Below are 20,665 nucleotides of genomic sequence, written 5' to 3'. Positions count from 1 at the left end.
AAGAAATACTTGGCGATCATACCACTATCTCAAGCCGGTCCATACAAGGACCGGGCCTTGATTTCCCGTCCACCCAAAAGATGATTGATTGCCTGACGCATAATGAATTTCGCTGATTTTAAATAAGCTGGCTCGCTTAAATTATCTGCTGCTATAGCAAGTAAATGCTCACCAGGTATTTCTTTATCACCACCTAAAATAAAGCCCTCCCCAGCTACAAATTGGTAATAAGAATCGGGAACAATTAACTCTCCCGTTCGCGCCTCATGAAGAAATGAAAACGTGTATCCACAAGCCTTAAGCAAAGCCCATTCAAAACGACGCAGCAAAGCTTCTATCGCCTCTCTTTCTCTAGCTAATGCTATGCCATTTAAGGTGAACAAGTAAGCATCAAATAAATCCGGGTCGGGGAAATCCGGGCTCAGCGTATAATAGAGTAACTCATTGATGTACAGGCCTGAAAAAAGAGAATGTCCCTCAAGATCCAGTCTGGATGAAGTGCTTTCAATGTTTCGTGTGTAATATTGATCATAACGCTCTTCGATACTAACCCACAGAGGAATAAAAGCTTGAAGTAATGACTGTTTCTTGGGGGTTCGCCCTCCCTTGCACAAGCAATTAATTAATCCCAGTTCCCTAGTAAAAAGCTTTAGTCTGGCACTGGTATCTCCAGACCATTGCTTATGAATTACCCAAGCATTCAGCGATTTACTGGTCATATCCCAATTGCTTCAGTATTCTCTCATCATCTGACCAGCCTGATTTCACTTTACACCAACATTGTAAAAAAACCTTTTTATCTAGCATTTTTTCCATGTCCAAACGGGCATTAGTTGCCATTTCTTTTAATTTTTGGCCTTTATCACCAATGATCATGCGCTTGTGATTATCCTTGTCTACTAAAATCAAGGCATGAATACGAATTAAATTTCCCTCATCCTTAAATGATTCGATATCTACTGTTACTGAATAAGGCAATTCTTGTCCACAAAAGCGGAAAATTTTTTCACGGAGCAATTCAGCACATAAAAATTTTGTAGACCGATCGGTGAATTGATCATCAGGAAACAAATGTGGTCCTTCTGGCAAATAAGTCTTTAATTTGCCTTCCAATTCATCCACCTGCAAACCAGTTTTCGCCGACAAAGGAATAATGGCTGCAAATTGATATCGCTGACTTATTTGCTCTATCCAGGGCAAAAGTTGTGTTTTATCAGTTATCTTGTCAACTTTGTTAACTACCAGGATGCAAGGAACTTTAGCTTGTTTGATTAAATTCAACACATACTCATCTTCGTCTTTCCAATGCGTTCCATCAACTAGAAAGGCAATCACATCCACGTCACGTAGTACACTAATCGCAGTTTTATTCATCATGCGATTAATTGCTTTCGCATTACCCTGATGAATACCAGGAGTATCTACATAAACAAACTGAAATTCATCTTCTGTACGGATTCCTAAAATACTATGGCGCGTGGTTTGTGGCTTTCTCGAGGTAATACTTAATTTTTGCTGTAAAATACGATTTAATAAGGTTGATTTGCCAACATTTGGCCTGCCAACTAAAGCAATATAACCACAATAACTACTCATTAATATTGATTCCTGTTTATTTTTAAAACATTCTAACAGCCATACCATAAAACTTCCAGAGATACCAAATTTTTCATTAAATAGACTTGCTATTTCTGTTCCAATTCGGGTACCCTGTGCAATAATGGCATTAAATTAAACGATTTTGTATTATTTTAGCTTAAATGGGCTTTACTTTTCTTCAACACCAACTTAAGCGATAAAAAATCACTAAATTAATGACAGTATCCTTTTACCCTATTTTAAACCAAATAAATCTTTATGCCTGATTTTGAAACTACTGATGGCCAAACTCAAGTTATTATTCCGCTAAGAGTTACTCCGTACACACACAAAGAGATGCCAACTATCACCGGAAGTATTTTCAGCCACGAAGCCGGAACAGTATTTTATGGTAATTATAATATGGAATATCTCCTTCCTGGAGGAGACAGACTACGCTTAATAGCCAACCACAACAAGAAAACAGTTCAGCTGATGCTATTCACCCATAATCCCGAACTGTTAAAAACTCTTCCGGGAAACAGGTCATCCTCGCTAGTTGCGGATGTTATAAATCACATCAATCGCTATAAAGTTCAAGCTGAAAGCTATAAAAAACCCCTAAGCCATGAGCAGGAAGAAAAAATTAACCTGGCTAATGCTTGCATCCGCTCCTTAAACCATCTCTTGAAAAAAGAAAGACAATTAAAACCTCATGATCATGCTGGACAGGAGGAGTTAAGAAGACAAGTCATTTCCATTATTGAACATTGCCAGAACGGCAATCGAATGATTGCCAATAATCCTGTCGTTTCAGAAGGAAGTTTTGGTTATATGCTATATGATGCGCACAAAACAGCACAGCATTATCGGTTTAACCGAGTTTTTTCTGTTTCTCGCCAGGATCAAATGGACTTTACCAAAGTGACTAAAACACAACTTGGAAAACCAATTACGCCTTGTTTTGTTTGGGATAGTGAAATCCATATTGGGCACAGTAGCAGTGAGCTTGACGATGCGCTCAGGGTAATTTGTCAGCAATACCAACTCTGCCCTGCGCCAGCATTAAACAACATCCCGGCCAATCGCTTTGCAAAACTGGAACGATTCATAAGTAAACTTTGGCATGACGGTCACGATTGGATTAATTATCTGGCAATCACAACAAAACCAAGTCATAAAACTGAAATACAAAAACGCTCTGATGGAGTATCTATTACCAAAATAACGCCTTACTACAAACTCAAAGGACTGCCTCAAAGAGGTTATAATAGTCTGGCTGCAATGGTAAATCATCTAGTGGAAAACTCAGCACAACAGACAGAGGTAAACAGTATAAAAGAGGCGAAAAGATTACTAAGCCACTTACCTAATGGTAATTGGGTTATTGTGCCTCAAAAAAATACTATTCTGTTAAGACTCGAAAATAAGCTGATTCATCTCAAATATTTTATTCATGATCAACTCTTTTATCCTTTGCCGGATGGAGAGGATTTATATATTTTAAGCCAAATCAGCAAAAGACATCTTTACTTGCCTGAAAGAATCAGCCTCCGTTTCAAAGCTTTTATTTCCCGTATACCTGATTTTTTTAAAGGTTTTTACAACAGTATGAGCCAATTCATCATACATGACCTGCATGAAGAATTTTTTAATCATGTGCATGCCACTCATACTCCCAAGCAACGTCTTTCAAAAATGGATCAACATCCAAAATCCAAAAAAATTAAACGCGCCTCTCTGCATGAAGCGCTCCAGAATCACGGACTTCTCGCGAATGGCCAAACTCTGGAAGAGTTCATTAGTGACCAGATCAACAACAGCCCCTATGTCATTGCAAGAGCGAATCATCCCCCTGCCCTGCATACTTATGAAAATCCTTTGCACAGAGCTTTGGATGTAGTACGCCATTTGGCAGGATTTTTTATAGACACAAGCGAGCGTAACCCCATGATAGGAACTCTTGCTATGGCAGCTTATGTCTATGGCGCGGGAGCTGTACTCGCACCAAATGTTCTCGCTGACATTTTAAAAAAGCTGCACTTAAGTGGCTTGATTTATGGAATTGAGCCTGTTCAAAAATTAGCTCACTTGATGAATCATGGCAAGACTTCAGAAGCTATTTCTGCTTCTGTAACTCTCTGGCAGGGTATGGTAGTGAGCGGCAATTTGGATAAGTTCTTTGTCGATGCGGTCTCTGTCCTGAAAGAAGACCCGGCAGAAATTGCTATTATTGTTTCTTTAGCGCTTAGCCTTGGTTATGGTTTAACAAAAGCGATTCCTTCACTGCAACATGAAATGGGTGACTTTCCTTATACCAACTACGCGGCTCTTGGAGGTAAAGGAGGTGCCGCTATCTATGATACCATTATGCACCCGGGTGATGACTGGTTCCTTGGGACTTGCAAGTGGTTTTGCAAGAATATTATAAATATTGGAAAATTATTGGTTGCACCTTTTTTTGAAGGTTTTTACTATGGTTTTTTTGATGGATTTATAAATGGCTGGAAAAAAAGTGGCAAATTGATAAAACAACTGGGTAAACAAACTTTAGCCGCAAGTGTTGATCTTGTTTTAGCTATTTTAACCATCCCCTTACTTGAGGCCAGTTCGCTTTTAATACACGTCCCTTTTAGAGGAATTACCAATTTTTTCCGCAAATTACTGTCTGTATTAGGTAACTTCCGTGCGATTGGGAAATTACTCATCGATATAGCAGAGCGTCCATCCACAAATAACTTCATATCTGAATTTACGCTTTCCCCTCTTTATGGATTTACTTCCCCTTTTGGCCATTTTTCAGATAATCCAGTCACAAACATAGGCATTAATGGCATAAGGCTGCTTTTTTTACCCCCCCTGCAGCTGATTAAAAATATTTTGATTCTCCCTCTGATAGACATACTTTCACTAACAGTAAGAGTAAATTTATCTGTTATTAACCCTATTTCCCGACTTCTTGCCTATTCTACCGGTACTATTCTTTATCACTTCGGACAGATTTGGGATCATTCAGCAGGAGTTTTGTTCTCAACAAGCGCGTATGGGGTGACTATATTATGTAACCACATAGACAGCAAAGCGGGTGAATTAAAGCAATATTTGCTTTCCTTAATAGAAATAAATCGAGGAAAAGTATACCAATGGGCATTCCATGATGAGGATATACTGACACATAAAATAGTGCAGGATAATCAATACTATTTCGATGATCCCAGACGTTGCGAATTAATTCCTCACTCAGACAGTCACTGCCTTTTACGTAATTTATTATTGGACGAAAGGCATTCCATCAATAAAGCCAAAGACAATGAAGAACCCCAACAACCGCATTTTCCAGATCTGTTTAATGATGTCACACAAACATCGGACACAATGCCTCAAGAACATTCACTGACTATTAGCTAAGTGCTTTTAACTCTAATCGTATTGATATCATGGTTTTTTGTTTGCAAATTATGATACTTACTTCTAAGATGAAATACTGATATTCAGCAAAAAACAGCTCCAATCAAGAGCATGTTTTAGACTAAAGATAGTAAAGATTGTCAATGGCATAATCTTGTTAAAACATGAATAAACTGATGCTTTATTGGTCAACATTGTGTATAATATAAGATAACTGGGGGCGATTGATTAAGGATCCTATTTATGGCAAAAGATAACAAATCACATCAAGTTAAAACATCAGAAGGGAATGTTGAATCCGTAAAAACCAAGGAAAAGGAACCTGTTGTAGAAAAAATGCGCGTTGAGGATAGTAAAAAAGAAGACAAAATGCCCACCAGCAAAAAAGAATCTAAACCCAATGAACCAGTTAAGCCTTTTAAAACTTCTTTTGAGAAATGGATAGAGTCCAGCTTGCTCGATCCACAGGCTAAGGAAGACAGTGGTTCCACTATCAATCTGGGTCGAGAAGGGTTAAAAAATGCATCCCAAGTCAAAAAATTTCTTTTATCTCCGGCAGGTAAAGATGTAATGGCTGAATTAGGCGCTCAAATGGCCCTGCAAAGAAACATTAATCTACAAAATCAACAGGACAGAATGGAACACGAGCTCTTTAAACGCCGATTAATGGCCGCTTTGTTCCTGTGGTATTTATCCAAAAAATCTCATGCAGCGGAAAAAGTTAAAGAAACTATTCGCGAATACAATGAAAAAGCCATAAAAAATGCTGAAAAAGCCAGCAAGTCAACCCAACAGTCAACCTCATCCACTTCACAAGCAGATAAAGAATTTCAGAAAATGCTGGATGAATATGAACAGGCTATTAAACGTGCTCAAGAACATATTAAGAAAGGTGAGGAATTAGAAAAAAAACTGGATAAGCTGGAACGTCAAGGCAAAGATATTGAAGACAAATACAATACCTATGAAGAAAACCTGGAAGGGTTTGAAAAACTTCTCACTGATTCTGAAGAGTTATCACTATCCGAAATTAAAGAAAAAATGGAAGCATTCAACAAAGACAGTGAGAAACTCACGCAACTGATGGAAAAGCATAAAGGCGATGAGAAAACTGTTCAATCCTTAATGCGTGAACATCAAGACATAAAAGCAAAGATGGCTAACCTGCAAGTATTACATGACGCTCATACAGGTGAAAAATCCTATGTTAATGAAAAAGGTAACCCGGTTAATTCATTAAAAGACGCTCACTTGGCCATTAATAAAAACCAGGAAGTAGTAGAACATGAAGGTCAATTTTATCTCATACAAAAAGGTCAATGGGATGCCATTAAAAATGATCCCGCAGCGTTAGAAAAAGCACAAAAGGATTATAGCCAATCCAAACATGATCTGGCAGCCATAAAGATGGAAGCGTTAATTCATAAGCTTAGTCTGGAAATGGAAAAACAATTGGAAAAAATAAACGATCTTGTGATGAGCCCAGATCCAAAAGACAATGAAGAAGCTACCAAATTACTGCATAAACATAATGGCCTAAATTTAAAATTGGCAAACCTGCACGATATGCTTTCAGTGCACAGAAAAGAAAAATCCTTTTTCAATGAGAAAGGAGAAGAAGTGACCTCACTAAATGATGCACATTACGTGATAGGAAAAGATCAACAACTGTTTAATTTAAATGCTAAATTCTATCCTATCCATAAAGAACAAAAAATACTTGAAAAAGACGGCAAGTTTTATCTTTTAAAACAAGGTGAAGACTGGGAATCTATCAAAGACAGCCCGGAAAAACAAAAAAAAGCTGAACATGATTTTCATAGACTTCAGTATGAAACACCAACGACAGTGAAAAAATTAGTACATCATAATAAAGGCTTGGAAACAACCGTTCATAAAGAACGAATTGAAGAGACAAAGCAGCAATTGGAAGACCATGCAAAAGAAAAAACAGAAATTGCCAATAACTTAAGTAAACTTCAATCTACAGTTGGCGCTGCTTTAAATCAACTAAACCAACCAACTTTAGATACCGAGTCACCTGTCTTAACACCTTCTGGAGGAAGTACAACCAGTTCACCGAAACCAACCCCAAGCCTGGCATCAGTGACTACTTTTTTCAAGACGAAGATAGATGAAATGAGAAAAAATGAAGACGTTAAAGTGACCTTTAATGATCTTCTGGCACTCAGTATTAAAATTGCCGATCCAAAAGCACGTACTTATTTTACTGGTGAGCTACTTAAGGAAGTACCACGCTCTGGAGCAATACCGTTTCAAACTATGCAACGTATGCTGCAAACTCTAGAACAATATGGAGTAGACACTACAAAACCCAGTGTTACTTCTATAAGAAGCAAAACAGATGAGGTCGTTGAGCAACGATTTAATCCTACTCCGTCTTTATCTCCATTCAAAACCTCATAAAATAGAATTATCTTTCATCTCCCTACCCTGAATTATATGAGAATCATAATTCAGGGATTCTATCCCCCTTCATCATCAAACAAATTGTTGTTTTTCTTATCAATATACTTGCCAACAATCAACAAGTCTTCTAACATTGAAAGATTATTGCAGACTCTTCGGAACAAAACATGATTGTTGAAAAAATGTTAGGTAATCAATCTGTGATCATATCACTGGATATCGATAATTTTTTATTTGACAGGCTCGATCAAATTGCAAATTCCGATTTAGATTTGGTAGAGATCAATTCAGCCGATACCAATTTATTAGCCAATATTAAAACGCGATACCCTTCTCTAAAAATTGGAGCCGGAGGCATAATTGATACTCAGCAATTAGAGCAATGCTATCAGGCAGGCGTACATTTTGCTTCTAGCCCCGGCTTTTTAAGCTCTATAGCTCAAACTGCAAGTGTTTATTCGATGTGCTATTTTCCAAGTGTAGCCACTATTTCTGAAGCCATGGCAGCAGCGAATATTGGATTTAAACAAGTACGACCCTACCCTGCCAATCTGGCATTCTGTAATTCTCTAAGCAAATATTTGCCAGGATTAAATTTATTCCCTGCTGAAATTGACTGGAATGAAGCTGACCTTTTCCTAAATTTGCCATCTGTAGCTGCAGTAATTATTCATAATCCTGACCAAAAACAACTGAATGGATTAACAAGGTTAGGACAATCAATCATCTGAAAATAAATTGACTCAAACCTAAAAGCACAATTTTCCATTAACACATGATAAATAATTGTGAGCCATTTTGACTTAAAACAGGGTTAAAAAATTAAAACTCTGCGGCACTATTATTTCCTTAACCGGTCTATTCCGTTCTATTCCCTACGAATCAACAAATCCAGAACTAAAATTGCAGCCCCTATACATATAGCGCTATCGGCCAGGTTGAAGGTAGCGAAATGGTGGTGTTTATAGTAAACATCAATAAAATCAATCACATAACCATGAAGACCTCTGTCAATCAAGTTTCCTAAAGCTCCCCCCAGAATAAGACTTATCCCGACAGATTGAAATCTTGCCTGTTCTGGAGTCCGTAATAACCAGATCAACAAAATAATACTCATTACAAAACTAAACCCTGCAAAAAACCACCTATGCCAATCACCAGCGCCGCTTAAAAAACTAAAAGCAGCGCCTGTGTTAAAGGCTAAAGTAAAATTCAACATAGGCATAACGGGCATAGGTTTATATGGAGTTAACCAGACTCCAACCCAATATTTGCTTACCTGATCGCAGATAATTACTAAAATACTAAGTGTAAGCCAAGGCCATTTTTTCATATGTAACGCCTCTCTTCATGATATCCGCTGATATTCCCTACACAGCGCAAGCATAGTTCAGGATGCTCTTGATTTTGACCAACATCTGCCCTTCTATGCCAACATCGCGCACACTTTTCATGAGCACTGGCTATAACCTGTATTGATACTCCACAATCGGTAACAGATAATCCTTTGGGAGATTGATTGATTGGGCTCGCTTTTGCTCCTGAGGTAATCAATAAAAAACGTAATTCCTCGCCTAAACGCGTTAACTTAGGTAATACCTTGTCATCGGCATAAACAGTTACTTCGGCTGCCAAAGCAGAACCAATTTCACCTCTTTGTCTGGTTTCTTCCAGAGCTTTGTTCACTTCATCACGAATGATATGCAATTGTTCCCAATCATCCATATTCACTGCGTCAATAGTCGGCCAGGCATCATACCAATGCTCAATAAAAACAGATTCATTATTGTTCCCAGGTATTGTTTGCCATATTTCTTCAGCAGTAAAAGATAAGATAGGCGCTAACCAAATGGTGAAAGCTTTGACCATATGATACATCGCTGTCTGGCAAGAGCGTCTTGCTGTACTGTCTTTTGCTGTGGTGTATTGCCTGTCCTTTATCAAATCCAAATAAAAACTACCCATATCCACTGCGCAGAAATTGTGAATTTTCTGGTAAATCAAATGGAAGTGGTAATTTTCATAGGCAGCAATTATTTCTTCTTGTAAAAGTTGGCAACGCTTTAGAGCCCATCTGTCCAGTTCTAACAACTCTTTGGCGTCAATACAATCGCTGACTGGATTAAAGTCAAATAAATTAGCTAATAAAAATCGCGCTGTATTACGAATTCTTCGATAAGCATCTGCATTGCGTTTAATGATTTCCTCAGAAATACTGACTTCATGACGATAATCAGTTGATGCTACCCATAATCTTAAAATATCAGCACCATGCTGGTTTACTAATTTATCCAAAGCGACATAATTTCCCTTAGACTTTGATAGTTTTTTCCCCTCGGCATCAACGGTATATCCATGAGTCAATACGGTTTTGTAGGGAGCAACTCCATACATTGCAACTGCAGTTGTTAATGAGGAATTAAACCAACCTCTGTGCTGGTCGGATCCTTCAAAATAGACATCTGCCGGAAAATCCAAATCGTTATTATGCTTTAAAACACTGAAATGTGATATTCCGGAATCTAGCCACACATCCATGGTGTCTGTGATTTTATCGTAGTGTTTGGCATCATCGCCAAGCAATTCAGAACCATCCAGATCAAACCAGGCATCTATGCCTGATTTTTCAATCATTACAGCCACTTTCTCGATTAACTCCAGAGTGTCAGGATGTAATTCTCTGGTGGTTTTATGTACAAACAATGGCATGGGGGTTCCCCAAGATCTCTGTCTTGATATACACCAGTCAGGCCTGTTTTCAACCATGTTGCTAATGCGAGCCTTACCCCAGTCAGGTACCCAGTTAACCTTCTCGATCTCATTGACTATTGCTTGCCTTAAATTGGATTTATCCATTGAGATAAACCATTGGGGCGTAGCCAGAAATATCATTGGCGATTTATGTCGCCAACAATGCGGATAACTGTGTCTGATAGATTCATTAGCTAACAAAACACCCCGCTCTGATAAAACTGTTAGAATATCCTCATTGGCCTTCAATACGGAAAGACCAGCAAATAACTCCACATCCTCAGCAAAACATCCGTTAGCCATCACGGGATTTATTAATGGCAAGCGGTATGTCTGACCTACCAAATAATCATCCGGACCATGAGCCGGTGCAGTATGCACACAACCTGTACCTGATTCTGTTGTCACATGCTCGGCAAGAACTACGGGAACCTGGCGCTTATAAAATGGGTGCTGCAGTTTAAAATGCTCAAAGACTCGCCCCTTGGCGGAACCCAATGTTTTGTAATGGCTGATCACATAACGCGCCATAGCCGATTCAACCAAATCAGTAGCCACGATATAATAAGAATCACCCGTCTCAATCAATGAATAATCAATTTCAGGATGCAGACAAACTGCTTCGTTGGCTGGTAATGTCCATGGAGTCGTGGTCCAAATCGGCAGAATTAATGGTTTCACCGCTGATGGAGTTCCAAAGCAATTAAGGAACTCGGATGGATTTACTGCTGCGAATGCAACATCAATGGACGGAGAAGTTTTATCCTCATAATCTACCTCGGCTTCAGCCAACGCAGATCCGCAATCGATACACCAATGAACAGGTTTAAAACCCTGTTGTAAATGGCCATTTTTAATCATTAAACCCAAGGCTCGTACTATATTGGCCTCATAGTGATAATCCATAGTCACATAAGGATTATACCAGTCTCCCAAGACTCCCAAACGTTGAAACTCTTCTCTTTGTATATCAATTTGACTTGCAGCATATTCTCGGCATTTGGCACGAAACTCTCTGGGTGTAATCTTGATTCCGGCTTTACCTACTTTTTTTTCTACATTCAACTCTATAGGTAATCCATGACAATCCCAACCAGGGACAAAGGGGGCATCAAAACCACTAAAGGTTTTTGATTTAATAATAATATCTTTAAGAATTTTATTGAGCGCATGCCCACAATGAAGATGCCCGTTGGCATAGGGCGGACCATCATGCAAAATAAAGCGCTTACTTCCAACACGAGCTTTACGAATTTTCTGATAAATTCCCCTTGCTTGCCAATCTGCCAACATTTCAGGTTCTCGCACTGACAAACTTGCTTTCATCGGAAATGCAGTGTTTGGAAGGTTTAAAGTATCTTTGTATTCTGCCATAGGTGCCTACTCTGCCAAATCATTAAGTTTTTGATAATTTTAAATGCCCTTGTTCTGTTTCATCTACACAGCCCAAAGGGAGCTTACAAAAAAATACCCCGATTATAGGTAAATTACACTGTATCACTGATTCCATTCACAACATCATTCGATGAGTCAATCTCACTATCAAGCCATTTCTGTTTTAAATAGGTCTTTGCCAACAGGATATCACTATTAATCTGAGTGATTAACGACTCCACACTTGAGAATTTAACTTCATCTCGAAGTTTGTGCAAGAAAATTACTTGCAATAACTGACCATAAAGAGATCCATGAAAATCAAATAAATGGACTTCCAAAATATTTTTGGTTCCAGCGACTGTTGGCCTCTTCCCAATATTTGCAACGCCAGAATAGGCCTTCGAATTGATATGGACTTGCACCACATAAACACCTTGCAAAGGAATCGATAAACGATGCATGCCAAGGTTTGCTGTCGGTATCCCCCATTGACGGCCACGACCATCACCTTTTATGACCCGTCCACACATGCTGTATGGCCTTCCCAACAACTTGGCTGCGAACTGCAAATTCCCCTCTTGCAACGCTTCTCTAATTCTCGTCGAACTAATCTTTTCATTTTCTATAAGAAAATCCGATTGCACTGTCACTTCACAGGAATAATGAGCACCTAGTGTTTTGAGTAAATTAACATCACCTTCTCTGTTTTTACCAAAACGAAAATCTTGGCCAACCAGAAGGTAGCGTATTTTCAATGCTTCAAATAAATAAAATTGTGCAAAATTCAATGCGCTAGTTTGAGCCAGTCTTGCATCAAACTTGATGCAATAGATGTAATCCACCTGACATAAGTTCAAGACATCTATTTTTTCTCTCAAGGTAGAAAGTCGGGCTGGTGCTTTCTCTCTATGAAAATACTCTTTAGGCTGAGGCTCAAACAGTAAAATAACTAAAGGCAAGTTCATCTCATCAGCCTTTGCTCTTAGCACCTTAATCAAATGTTGATGACCTAAATGCACGCCATCAAAATTACCAATAGTGGCAACTGCACCCTTATCAAATAAAGCAAAATGATTAGAACCACGTAACAATTTCATTAATCGTTTTAATCAGAAGAATAAAAAACACATAGTATACTGGTTTTCTGAGATATTGAGAAATCTATGAAGCATTGCCCGTACTACCACGTAGTACGGAGCTTCTTAAGTTAGCGGTGTTCTTAGTGGCTTATTTTGGGTCTTACAATTAAGACGTCGCATTCGGCACCATGCAAGATTGCATTAGCGGTTGAGCCTAATAATAAAGAAAGACCATGTTTTCCATGACTTCCTGTCACAATTAAATCAATTTTATGTTCTTTCGCTACCCTTAAGATTTCGTTTTTAGTTGAACCAAACTCTATAAAACGATGCTTTTCATCGACACCCAGTTTTTCTGCCAATTCATTCAGTTCTTTTTCAGCTTGCTCACGAATAGACATTTCTACTTCAGCAAATCCCGCAAAACCTGGGTAAGCATAAGCTGGAATAGGCTCAACAACATGAACCAAGATTAGATCAGCACCATTCTCGTCAGCAATTTTTTTAGCTTTCTCAGCTGCCCGCACCCCAACCTCATCAAAGTCAGTAGCAAACAAAACCCTTTTATACATCATTTTCTCCTTAAAATTCTGATAGCTAAGTTAAGATTAGCAGATTTAAGCCTATTTTCCCAGGATCAGCAAATGGCCCACAAAACTATATCCAAGCCGATTCTCTTACTCTAACCAATGTTTGAAAGCCCCTCTACAGAACGTATCCACGGATTGAGTTTGGCTAATTCTCCTGGTAATTTTTTTATATTCAACAGAGCTTGATTTCTACTTTCATATTCACCGACAGTTAATATGTACCAACTGCCTTTCGCATTGGTAAAATGTCTAACTTTTGCCTGAGATAACCATTTGTTTTGGTTCTTAAACCTGTTGATATCCTCTACTTTATGACTGGCAGCCAATTGTATAGTAAACAGCTTACCATCAATTTTTTTGATACTTGGTTTCTCACTGACTGACTTTGTTTGTAATGAGTGGGAAATAGGGGGTAATTTTGACTGACTAACTGCCGCTTGTGCGACTTGCTCCGAAATATTTTTAGCTTTCAGTTTTGGAATAACCACGACCTTATCCACAACAGCAACTGTATTAAGACTATCCTCTTCATCCATAAAATCATCTAAAATTTGTTTTTTGGGTAACCCATAATGCACTAATTGCCTCATCGAAGAATCTTCCCACGAAGCAATATAGCTTACAGAGTCTTGTATAGGAGCAGATTGCTGTGCGGGAGTTTTTTTAATAAGGTCTTTTATGGGCGGAAGTGTTGTTACAGAAGCTAAATCCGGTAATTTGGGAGTATTATTACGAGCTTTATATAAATTATCAAAATAAAAATAGGATAATCCTGCAACAATCGCGAAGCTTGTAGCTAAACTTATTCCTTTTAAAATAGTTGCTTTATTATTTTGTTTTTTATTGGAACACTTGGATAAAAACAATTCCAGATTGGTATTGATTTTTGATAAATTCCCTTTGGTCAAGTGATAGAACTGTTTAAATTGAGCATCGGTGAGTGGCCTGTTAATTAAACGAGACGCCATTGCTCGTTGTAATACATAAGTTCTGGTTTCAGCCTCGCTTAATGCCCCCAGCTCTATTGTATGGATTAAATTATTAAATGGCTCAGCAGCGAGATTATTCAATGTGGCAACGATAGAATAATCAGAAATTAAACAAAGATGAAAAAATCCAAAATCTTCCTGGTTTTTTATAATTATCATCACTTCCTTGATAAAACTTTCAGGTAAGTGATGAGCATCATCAATAATCAGCAAAACATGTGCTTTTCTTTCATTAATTTGTGCTGCAAGAGTACCAATATTGTTATCCTTATTATTAAGATGCAACTGTCTGGCAAGCTCATTGATAATTTCTTGACTGCTAAATGGTGGATTTGCCTTAAATGATACTGATTTAATTTGTTGATTCAAATTACTTTTCAACAAAGAATTAAAACAAGTTTTCCCACCTTCTTTCTCTGACAAAATGGTTATTAGTACATTATTAAATAGGATTAAATGATTAATGAAATCAATTTTTGCAAGCCACGCTCCTGGTTTAAAGAGTGTTCTGAGTTGATTGGCAACTCCATCCTCAAGAGGCTCCTTTCCATCTATCATTTTTATTCTCCTTCTACCACATTAATCAGTGTGTTGTGCAAACAATCTTCAGTAACAGAATCATCAATATAACAAGCACCTGGTTTTTTTATCATTACAAAACGCAAACAATTATTTTTAATTTTCTTATCTAAACGCATCAATTCTCTTAATTGCATTAAATCTATGGAATTTGGAATCTTATGAGGCAACCCAGCATGCATAAGCATTTTTTCAACCAGTTCTACAATTGATTTATCCAGTAAGCCCTTTTTTTCTGATAATACAGCCGCACAATACAAGCCTATAGCAACTGCTTCTCCATGTAACCACTTTTTATAATCGGTATACGTTTCCAACGCATGAGCAAAAGTATGTCCCAGATTAAGCAAAGCACGCAGCCCCGATTCCCTTTCATCTTGCTCAACAATTTTAGCTTTAATTTGACAACATTCTGCTATCAGTAGGGGTAACTCGGGACTGTCTACCGTTAGCCCTTGTTGTAGAGCCCCTTGAATTCGTTCAAAGAAAGAACCACCAACCAGCAGGGCGTATTTTATCATCTCTGCAATACCTGCACGAAACTCACGTTCAGGTAATGTTTTTAAGGTATTTAAGTCAATTATGACGGCCTGAGGTTGGTAAAAACTACCAATCATATTTTTACCTGCAGGATGATTAATCGCAGTTTTACCACCTACTGAAGCATCAACCTGAGACAGTAACGTAGTAGGCAGTTGAATAAATCGAACACCTCGTTGGTAAGTAGAGGCGGCAAAACCAGCCATGTCACCAATTACTCCACCACCCAAAGCAATGATTGAGGTGTCTCTATGATGTTTGTTTTGAATTAAAGTGTCATAAATGGTGAATAAACTGCGCTGATTTTTATGCTCTTCACCGTCTTCCAGAATAACAACATCGCATTGTTTTGATGGTAAAACAGATTGCAAATGTCCTAGATACAAAGGTGCCACTGTTCGATTAGTAACAATAAGCACCTGTTTTGAAGTGATAAAACGATTAATTAATTCAGGATCAATTAAACCATTGCGGCAAATAATTATTGGATATTGATGCCCTGAAATCGAAACATCAACCTCGGCATAAAGTTCAAACTTCGCCATATAAGTATTTTATTATATTGTTTGCAACAGCTTTTACAGTCAGTTTATCTGTTTCAAAACTGACATCTGCCAATTCGTCATAAAAAGGTTCTCGCTCATCTCTGAGTGACTCCAGGCGTCCCTCAAGATCTTCTGTTTGTAATAAAGGACGTTTGGTATCACGCTTTGTTCTTTCAAATTGCTGTTGCAAAGATGTTTTGAGATAAATCACTGTACCACGACCTGCCAGGGCATTCCTGTTTTCAGGAGTAATGACGACCCCACCACCCGTTGCTAATACTATATTAGTCTTTTGAGTCAATTCGTCGATTACCTTTTGCTCTCGACGTCTAAATCCCTCCTCACCTTCTATATCAAAAATCCATGATATATCTGCGCCCGCACGCTCTTCAATTACTTCATCTGAATCATAGAATTCTAGTTTGAGCTCCTTTGCCAAAGCACGTCCTATAGTACTTTTACCAGCACCCATCGGACCAATGAGAAAAATATTTCGTACTTTAACTATGCTCATTTTTTTTTACTTACCTCTTCTACTGAATTGTCATAATTAGCCATGCCATTATAACAACAAATTAGATACACGTCTTAGTTGATTTCATGATATTTACTGTTCCACCAGCCTCGATAGAATAACACAAGACCTTAAATTTGAAGCATTTAAAGTAAATAACACAAATTAGGAATACATCCAATTACTATCTAAAATACTTCTGATATTCTACAACGGATAACCATCAATTACCCATATAAAATTATTTATTGCACCTTCCTGCCATCAAAGAAGTTGATACTTCAACTTTACTTAACCCATTGCTGATGAGCAAATATTTTTCAAAATGCTATTACATCATAACGTGTTAAATTTAATTATAACATGTTCACCGAGTTGAGGCACTTCTATTGAATTAATGTTTTTTATCTTTTTAATGAGATAACGTTAACCCAATCTTAATTACTTATAAACCTCTTTTTCACGTCCTTCTATCGTTGTAATCGATAAGGCATTCGTTATTATTCTTGGTGTAATAAAAATAAGTAATTCTTCATTTTTCAAGGTGATTTGTCTATTACTAAATAAAATGCCAACAACAGGTAACTCACCAAAGAAAGGAATTCTATTGATTACCTTGTTCTTATCTTGCTTGTAAATACCCCCAAGCACTATGGTTTGTCCATTATTAACCAGAACATTCGTCTGAATCTCCTTTGTTATTATTGCTGGAACACCAAGGAAAGTTTGTGGAGAAGGAGTATCCTGATTTATCTGTAAATCCATCAAAATTTTACCATCAGGTGTAATTTGCGGGGTAACTTTCAAACTCAAGACCGCTTTTTTAAATGCTACAGCAGTCGCTCCACTTGATGTCGCTTCCTGGTAGGGAATCTCTTCACCAGATTCGATGACTGCTGCTTGTTGATTCGTAGTAATCAGGCGCGGGCTGGATATTAATTCAGCACGCCCCTCACTTTCCAAAGCAGACAATTCCAGATCAAGCAGTATGTTATCATTAAGCTTGGCTAGCGCAATACCTACCGAGGCCGGTGTAGCTCCAGTTAAAGGGGCAGCTGCCAAATCAAGGTTCAACCGTCTTTCCAAAGGGACAACATTGGCTGGCGCTGTACCTCTGGCTAACTCGTTAGCACCCTCAAGTGTACCGCTTAAGTGAGTTGGCCTTGATACACCCCAGCGTATCCCAATATCTTGACTAAAATCTTTAGTTACTTCAACAATCCTCGCCTCAATAAGTACTTGCTTAACAGGAATATCCAATTGCTTTATAAGTTCCCTTACTTCCTCAATTTTGGTGCCAGTATCCTGAATCCAGATTGTATTCGTTCTGGCATCGACACTTATCTTTCCTCTGTCTGATAATAAGGAATTTTGCTTATCCTTGATCAAAACAGCAATATCTGCTGCCTTTGCATAATTAATCTGAATTAAATCAGAACGGATAGGCTCGAGCTTTTCAATTGTCTGTTGACTTTTGAGTTGATCTTCCTCCATTTTATCCATGGAAGCCTTGGTATCTATCAACATGACATTGCCTTTTCTACGCTTGTCTAACCCTTGTGTTGTTAAAATAATATCCAGGGCCTGGTCCCAAGGGATATCATTTAATCTAAGCGTAATATCTCCTTGCACTTTGTCGCTGACAACCATGTTGATTCCAGTGAAATCTGCGAGCAGTTGAAGCACGGCTCGAATACTAATATTCTGGAAATTCAAAGAAATCCGTTTGCCAGTGAATACCTGTTTTTTCAATTTGGCTTGGCGAATTTCTTCCGCAGTTAAAGGAAACACATCAACCATAAATTGTTTATTGACCTGATAAACAAAATGTCCGTAATCTCCTTTACTGAGGATGGTCATACGAACTTTTTTGCCTTCCTGTTGCATCGTGATAATCTGGACAGGACTGTGAAAATCAGAAACGTCATACCGTTTCATTAAATTCAAAGGAATCCTGGTATTCAGGAAATTAACGACTATTTCTTTTCCAACTTGAGTCACATCAATTGGAATACCAGTATCAGAAACATCAATTAAGACTCTACCACCTTGCTTTTCTATACCACGAAAATCAATTCTTTTAATTTCATGCTTGGCGTTCACAACCTGGTTCGTTATGAATACCTCTTTGCTATTCTCAAACAAATCATTGCTTTTACCATTCAGGACAAGGCTATAAACAGAACCTGCCGTACTGCCAGAATAGGACACTGAGCGATCCAATTCCAATATGGCCCTTATCCTATCCCTGACTGCAACAATGTTATAACTATGTAATGAGCCTAATTGAATGGTTTTAGTTTTCTGATCGGCGGGAATTTGCATATCGGTACTAATAAAATCCAATACCAAACGTGGAGGCTTTTGAGTAATAAAGCTTGCAGGCAGTTGCTTTAAGGGTTTGGAAAATTGAAAGTCAATGCGTACTCTGTTTTCAGGCAATGGTAATACTTTTACTGAAATGAGAGAGTTATCTTTAGAATATGCCATACTCAAACTGGCACTAATTAATATCAAAATCGCGATAATTTTTCTCACGCCTCACTCCTGCTTGCCAGTGTCCAAATTAATTGTGGTGGACTGTTTTTCCCATGTCCCTGATTTTTGTACCGTTTCTTCCAGTTTAATGAGATCATTTTTAATCAAAATAATACGTCCATAATTTTGTCCCATATAGTCTCCAACCCTCACACGGCTAATCTGTCCATCAGGTTGCTTAATCAGAGCCCAAATTTCGTTGTCCTTTTTTAAAGTACCTACGAATTTTAAAGCATCCAGAGGAAAAGATTCCAAAGGCTGCTTCGGCCTCTTTTTATCGGGGGCATAAATATCATTTCTCTTTTTTTGATCAATAGGCTTGAATGGATTTCGCCTATTGTCGTTTTCTGGAAATCTAAAAATTGGCAAAGGGGCAAATTTGGGAATAGGCTCAATAGGTCTTCCTGGCCTTGATTTCACCTCATTGATGTACTTAACAAGATCACTGTTATCACCAGAGCAGGAGCTAAGTAATAGAACTAATAACCCCGTCAATAGACTTTTTCGGAAATTCGCTGCGGTGAATGAAGTGCGCAAAGAATTTCCGAAAAAATCTGATATAGGAATTTGGTTGTATTTAATTGTCATTGTGCCCGATATCTGTATATTTTAGCGGTGATACCCATCACCAATTCATCCTGAGAGACCGTTTTACCATCCCCGGAGGATACCCCCTCAACACTAAATTCATGCAAAGTCACGATTCTGTTCATTTCAGCGACACGACTTAAAAATCTTGCTAATTGCATATAGGATCCGACAATCGTAATTTTTATAGGTAACTCCACATAAAAATCATGCACTACCTCAGGTTGTGGTGCAAACAATTCAAATTTCAAACCCGATGCGATCCCTGTTTTAGATATTTCTTCCAAAAGCCCAGGCATTTCATTTTTTGCCGGTAGTTGTTTTAGCATGGTTCCGAAGCGTTCATTCATTAACTGTAACTGATTACGATAGGCTTGTAGATTTGCTGCCTGATGTTGTTTTTTTTCAAACTCTGTTTTCAAAGCAATTTCCTGGGCTTCCAGTGTATCCAATTGCTCAAAATTAGGCTTAACAATAAGCCAATATCCCAATCCAATTATCAATATACTGATGCCTAAAATGACTCCGATTTTAACCGGCATTGGCCACTGGCCGACATTCTCCAGAGTTAATTCACTTAAATTGACTGTATCCATGATTTTTATCAGCCTAATATTTGGGTTTAAGCACAAAACTTAATTTAAATTCATTGTTTGGAGACTGTTTTTTTTCAACAATTTTTTTAATTTCAGTAAGTACGGGATTTTGTATCCAGACATTAGCCTCTATATTTCTCATCAAAATAGAAATACTTGTATTCGATTCGGAATACCCCCAGAGTGTTATGACATCATGTTCTCTTTGCATCTTGGTTATGTAAATTCCTGGAGGAGTAATTTTAATTAACTCATCAAATAAATGAACCATTAACGTTCTTGTTGATTGCAGGTTCTGCACGATAGACATCCTTGAAATCAAACCTTCCCTGATTTGCTTTAATGCCTTGATCTCCTTGATTTGCTCATCTAAGGCTGTAATTTCTTTCTGTAAAATCTGGTTCCGCTGCGTTTGATTACTTATTAAATGGGAAACATAAGAATTCATTAAAAAAACGATTGCCGCGGCAACGATAATCCCTATCAATAGCATGGTCGTGAATAATTTCTTTTCCTGTTCCCGTTTTTGCTCACGCCATGGTAATAAATTAATCTCAGTCATT

General features: G+C 38.0%; 16 protein-coding genes. 3 read left to right on the top strand and 13 right to left on the bottom strand.

The features are described from left to right. Positions 1-29: 29 nt before the first annotated feature. Both recO and era read right to left on the bottom strand, forming a co-directional pair. Positions 30-719 (bottom strand): DNA repair protein RecO, encoded by a 690-nt coding sequence (gene recO, locus CC34_RS0103605; protein WP_014841286.1) that lies wholly within the window; start codon positions 717-719, stop codon positions 30-32. Next, a complete protein-coding gene (gene era, locus CC34_RS0103600; RefSeq protein WP_027227645.1) occupies positions 709-1,644 on the bottom strand; it encodes a GTPase Era in 936 nt (311 codons plus the stop codon). Before era ends, recO begins: the two co-directional genes overlap by 11 nt. Positions 1,645-1,857: 213 nt before the next feature. Between era and CC34_RS0103595 the strand changes: the two genes are divergently transcribed. The 3 genes from CC34_RS0103595 (at position 1,858) to CC34_RS0103585 (ending at position 8,147) form a co-directional block, all read left to right on the top strand. Next, complete coding sequence (locus tag CC34_RS0103595; protein ID WP_027227644.1) at positions 1,858-4,986, top strand: hypothetical protein; 3,129 nt, start codon at positions 1,858-1,860, stop codon at positions 4,984-4,986. Between the two features lie 243 nt (positions 4,987-5,229). Then, entirely contained in the window at positions 5,230-7,413 is a 2,184-nt protein-coding gene (locus tag CC34_RS0103590) for a hypothetical protein (RefSeq protein WP_028379156.1), read from the top strand. A 170-nt stretch (positions 7,414-7,583) separates the two neighbouring features. Continuing rightward, positions 7,584-8,147, top strand: a complete 564-nt coding sequence (locus CC34_RS0103585; RefSeq protein ID WP_027227642.1) for a multidrug DMT transporter permease — start codon at positions 7,584-7,586, stop codon at positions 8,145-8,147. A 137-nt stretch (positions 8,148-8,284) separates the two neighbouring features. Here the strand turns inward: CC34_RS0103585 and lspA are convergent, their stop codons facing one another. The 11 genes from lspA to CC34_RS0103530 all read right to left on the bottom strand — a co-directional run bounded on the left by lspA (position 8,285) and on the right by CC34_RS0103530 (position 20,664). Next, a complete protein-coding gene (lspA, locus tag CC34_RS0103580; RefSeq protein ID WP_027227641.1) occupies positions 8,285-8,749 on the bottom strand; it encodes a signal peptidase II in 465 nt (154 codons plus the stop codon). Further along, the gene (gene ileS, locus CC34_RS0103575) at positions 8,746-11,541 is read right to left on the bottom strand and encodes an isoleucine--tRNA ligase (protein WP_028379155.1); all 2,796 of its coding nucleotides are present in this window, start codon (positions 11,539-11,541) and stop codon (positions 8,746-8,748) included. Before ileS ends, lspA begins: the two co-directional genes overlap by 4 nt. 113 nt (positions 11,542-11,654) lie before the next feature. Next, positions 11,655-12,641 carry a bifunctional riboflavin kinase/FAD synthetase gene (ribF, locus tag CC34_RS0103570; RefSeq protein ID WP_027227639.1) on the bottom strand — a complete coding sequence of 329 codons (987 nt, stop codon included), beginning with the start codon at positions 12,639-12,641 and terminating at the stop codon, positions 11,655-11,657. Positions 12,642-12,763: 122 nt separating this feature from the next. Further along, positions 12,764-13,195, bottom strand: a complete 432-nt coding sequence (locus tag CC34_RS0103565; RefSeq protein WP_027221272.1) for a universal stress protein — start codon at positions 13,193-13,195, stop codon at positions 12,764-12,766. Positions 13,196-13,305: 110 nt separating this feature from the next. Next, positions 13,306-14,760 (bottom strand): SPOR domain-containing protein, encoded by a 1,455-nt coding sequence (locus CC34_RS0103560; RefSeq protein ID WP_028379154.1) that lies wholly within the window; start codon positions 14,758-14,760, stop codon positions 13,306-13,308. A 2-nt stretch (positions 14,761-14,762) separates the two neighbouring features. Beyond that, positions 14,763-15,866 (bottom strand): 3-dehydroquinate synthase, encoded by a 1,104-nt coding sequence (aroB, locus tag CC34_RS0103555; RefSeq protein ID WP_028379153.1) that lies wholly within the window; start codon positions 15,864-15,866, stop codon positions 14,763-14,765. Continuing rightward, positions 15,853-16,380, bottom strand: coding sequence for a shikimate kinase AroK (gene aroK / locus CC34_RS0103550; RefSeq protein ID WP_010946667.1), 528 nt, complete (start codon positions 16,378-16,380; stop codon positions 15,853-15,855). The genes aroB and aroK overlap by 14 nt, the downstream gene beginning before the upstream one ends. Positions 16,381-16,821: 441 nt before the next feature. After that, entirely contained in the window at positions 16,822-18,918 is a 2,097-nt protein-coding gene (pilQ, locus tag CC34_RS0103545) for a type IV pilus secretin PilQ (RefSeq protein WP_028377950.1), read from the bottom strand. 3 nt (positions 18,919-18,921) lie between these two features. Beyond that, on the bottom strand, positions 18,922-19,506 hold the full coding sequence (locus tag CC34_RS0103540) for a pilus assembly protein PilP (RefSeq protein ID WP_028377949.1): 585 nt from the start codon (positions 19,504-19,506) through the stop codon (positions 18,922-18,924). Further along, on the bottom strand, positions 19,503-20,102 hold the full coding sequence (locus tag CC34_RS0103535) for a type IV pilus inner membrane component PilO (protein ID WP_027221266.1): 600 nt from the start codon (positions 20,100-20,102) through the stop codon (positions 19,503-19,505). The genes CC34_RS0103540 and CC34_RS0103535 overlap by 4 nt, the downstream gene beginning before the upstream one ends. 13 nt (positions 20,103-20,115) lie before the next feature. Beyond that, positions 20,116-20,664 (bottom strand): PilN domain-containing protein, encoded by a 549-nt coding sequence (locus CC34_RS0103530; RefSeq protein ID WP_028379152.1) that lies wholly within the window; start codon positions 20,662-20,664, stop codon positions 20,116-20,118. Position 20,665 lies beyond the last annotated feature (1 nt).

Source organism: Legionella pneumophila subsp. fraseri (assembly GCF_000586315.1).
Taxonomy (GTDB): Bacteria; Pseudomonadota; Gammaproteobacteria; order Legionellales; family Legionellaceae; genus Legionella; species Legionella pneumophila_B.
This window is presented reverse-complemented; position numbering and strand designations above follow the sequence as displayed.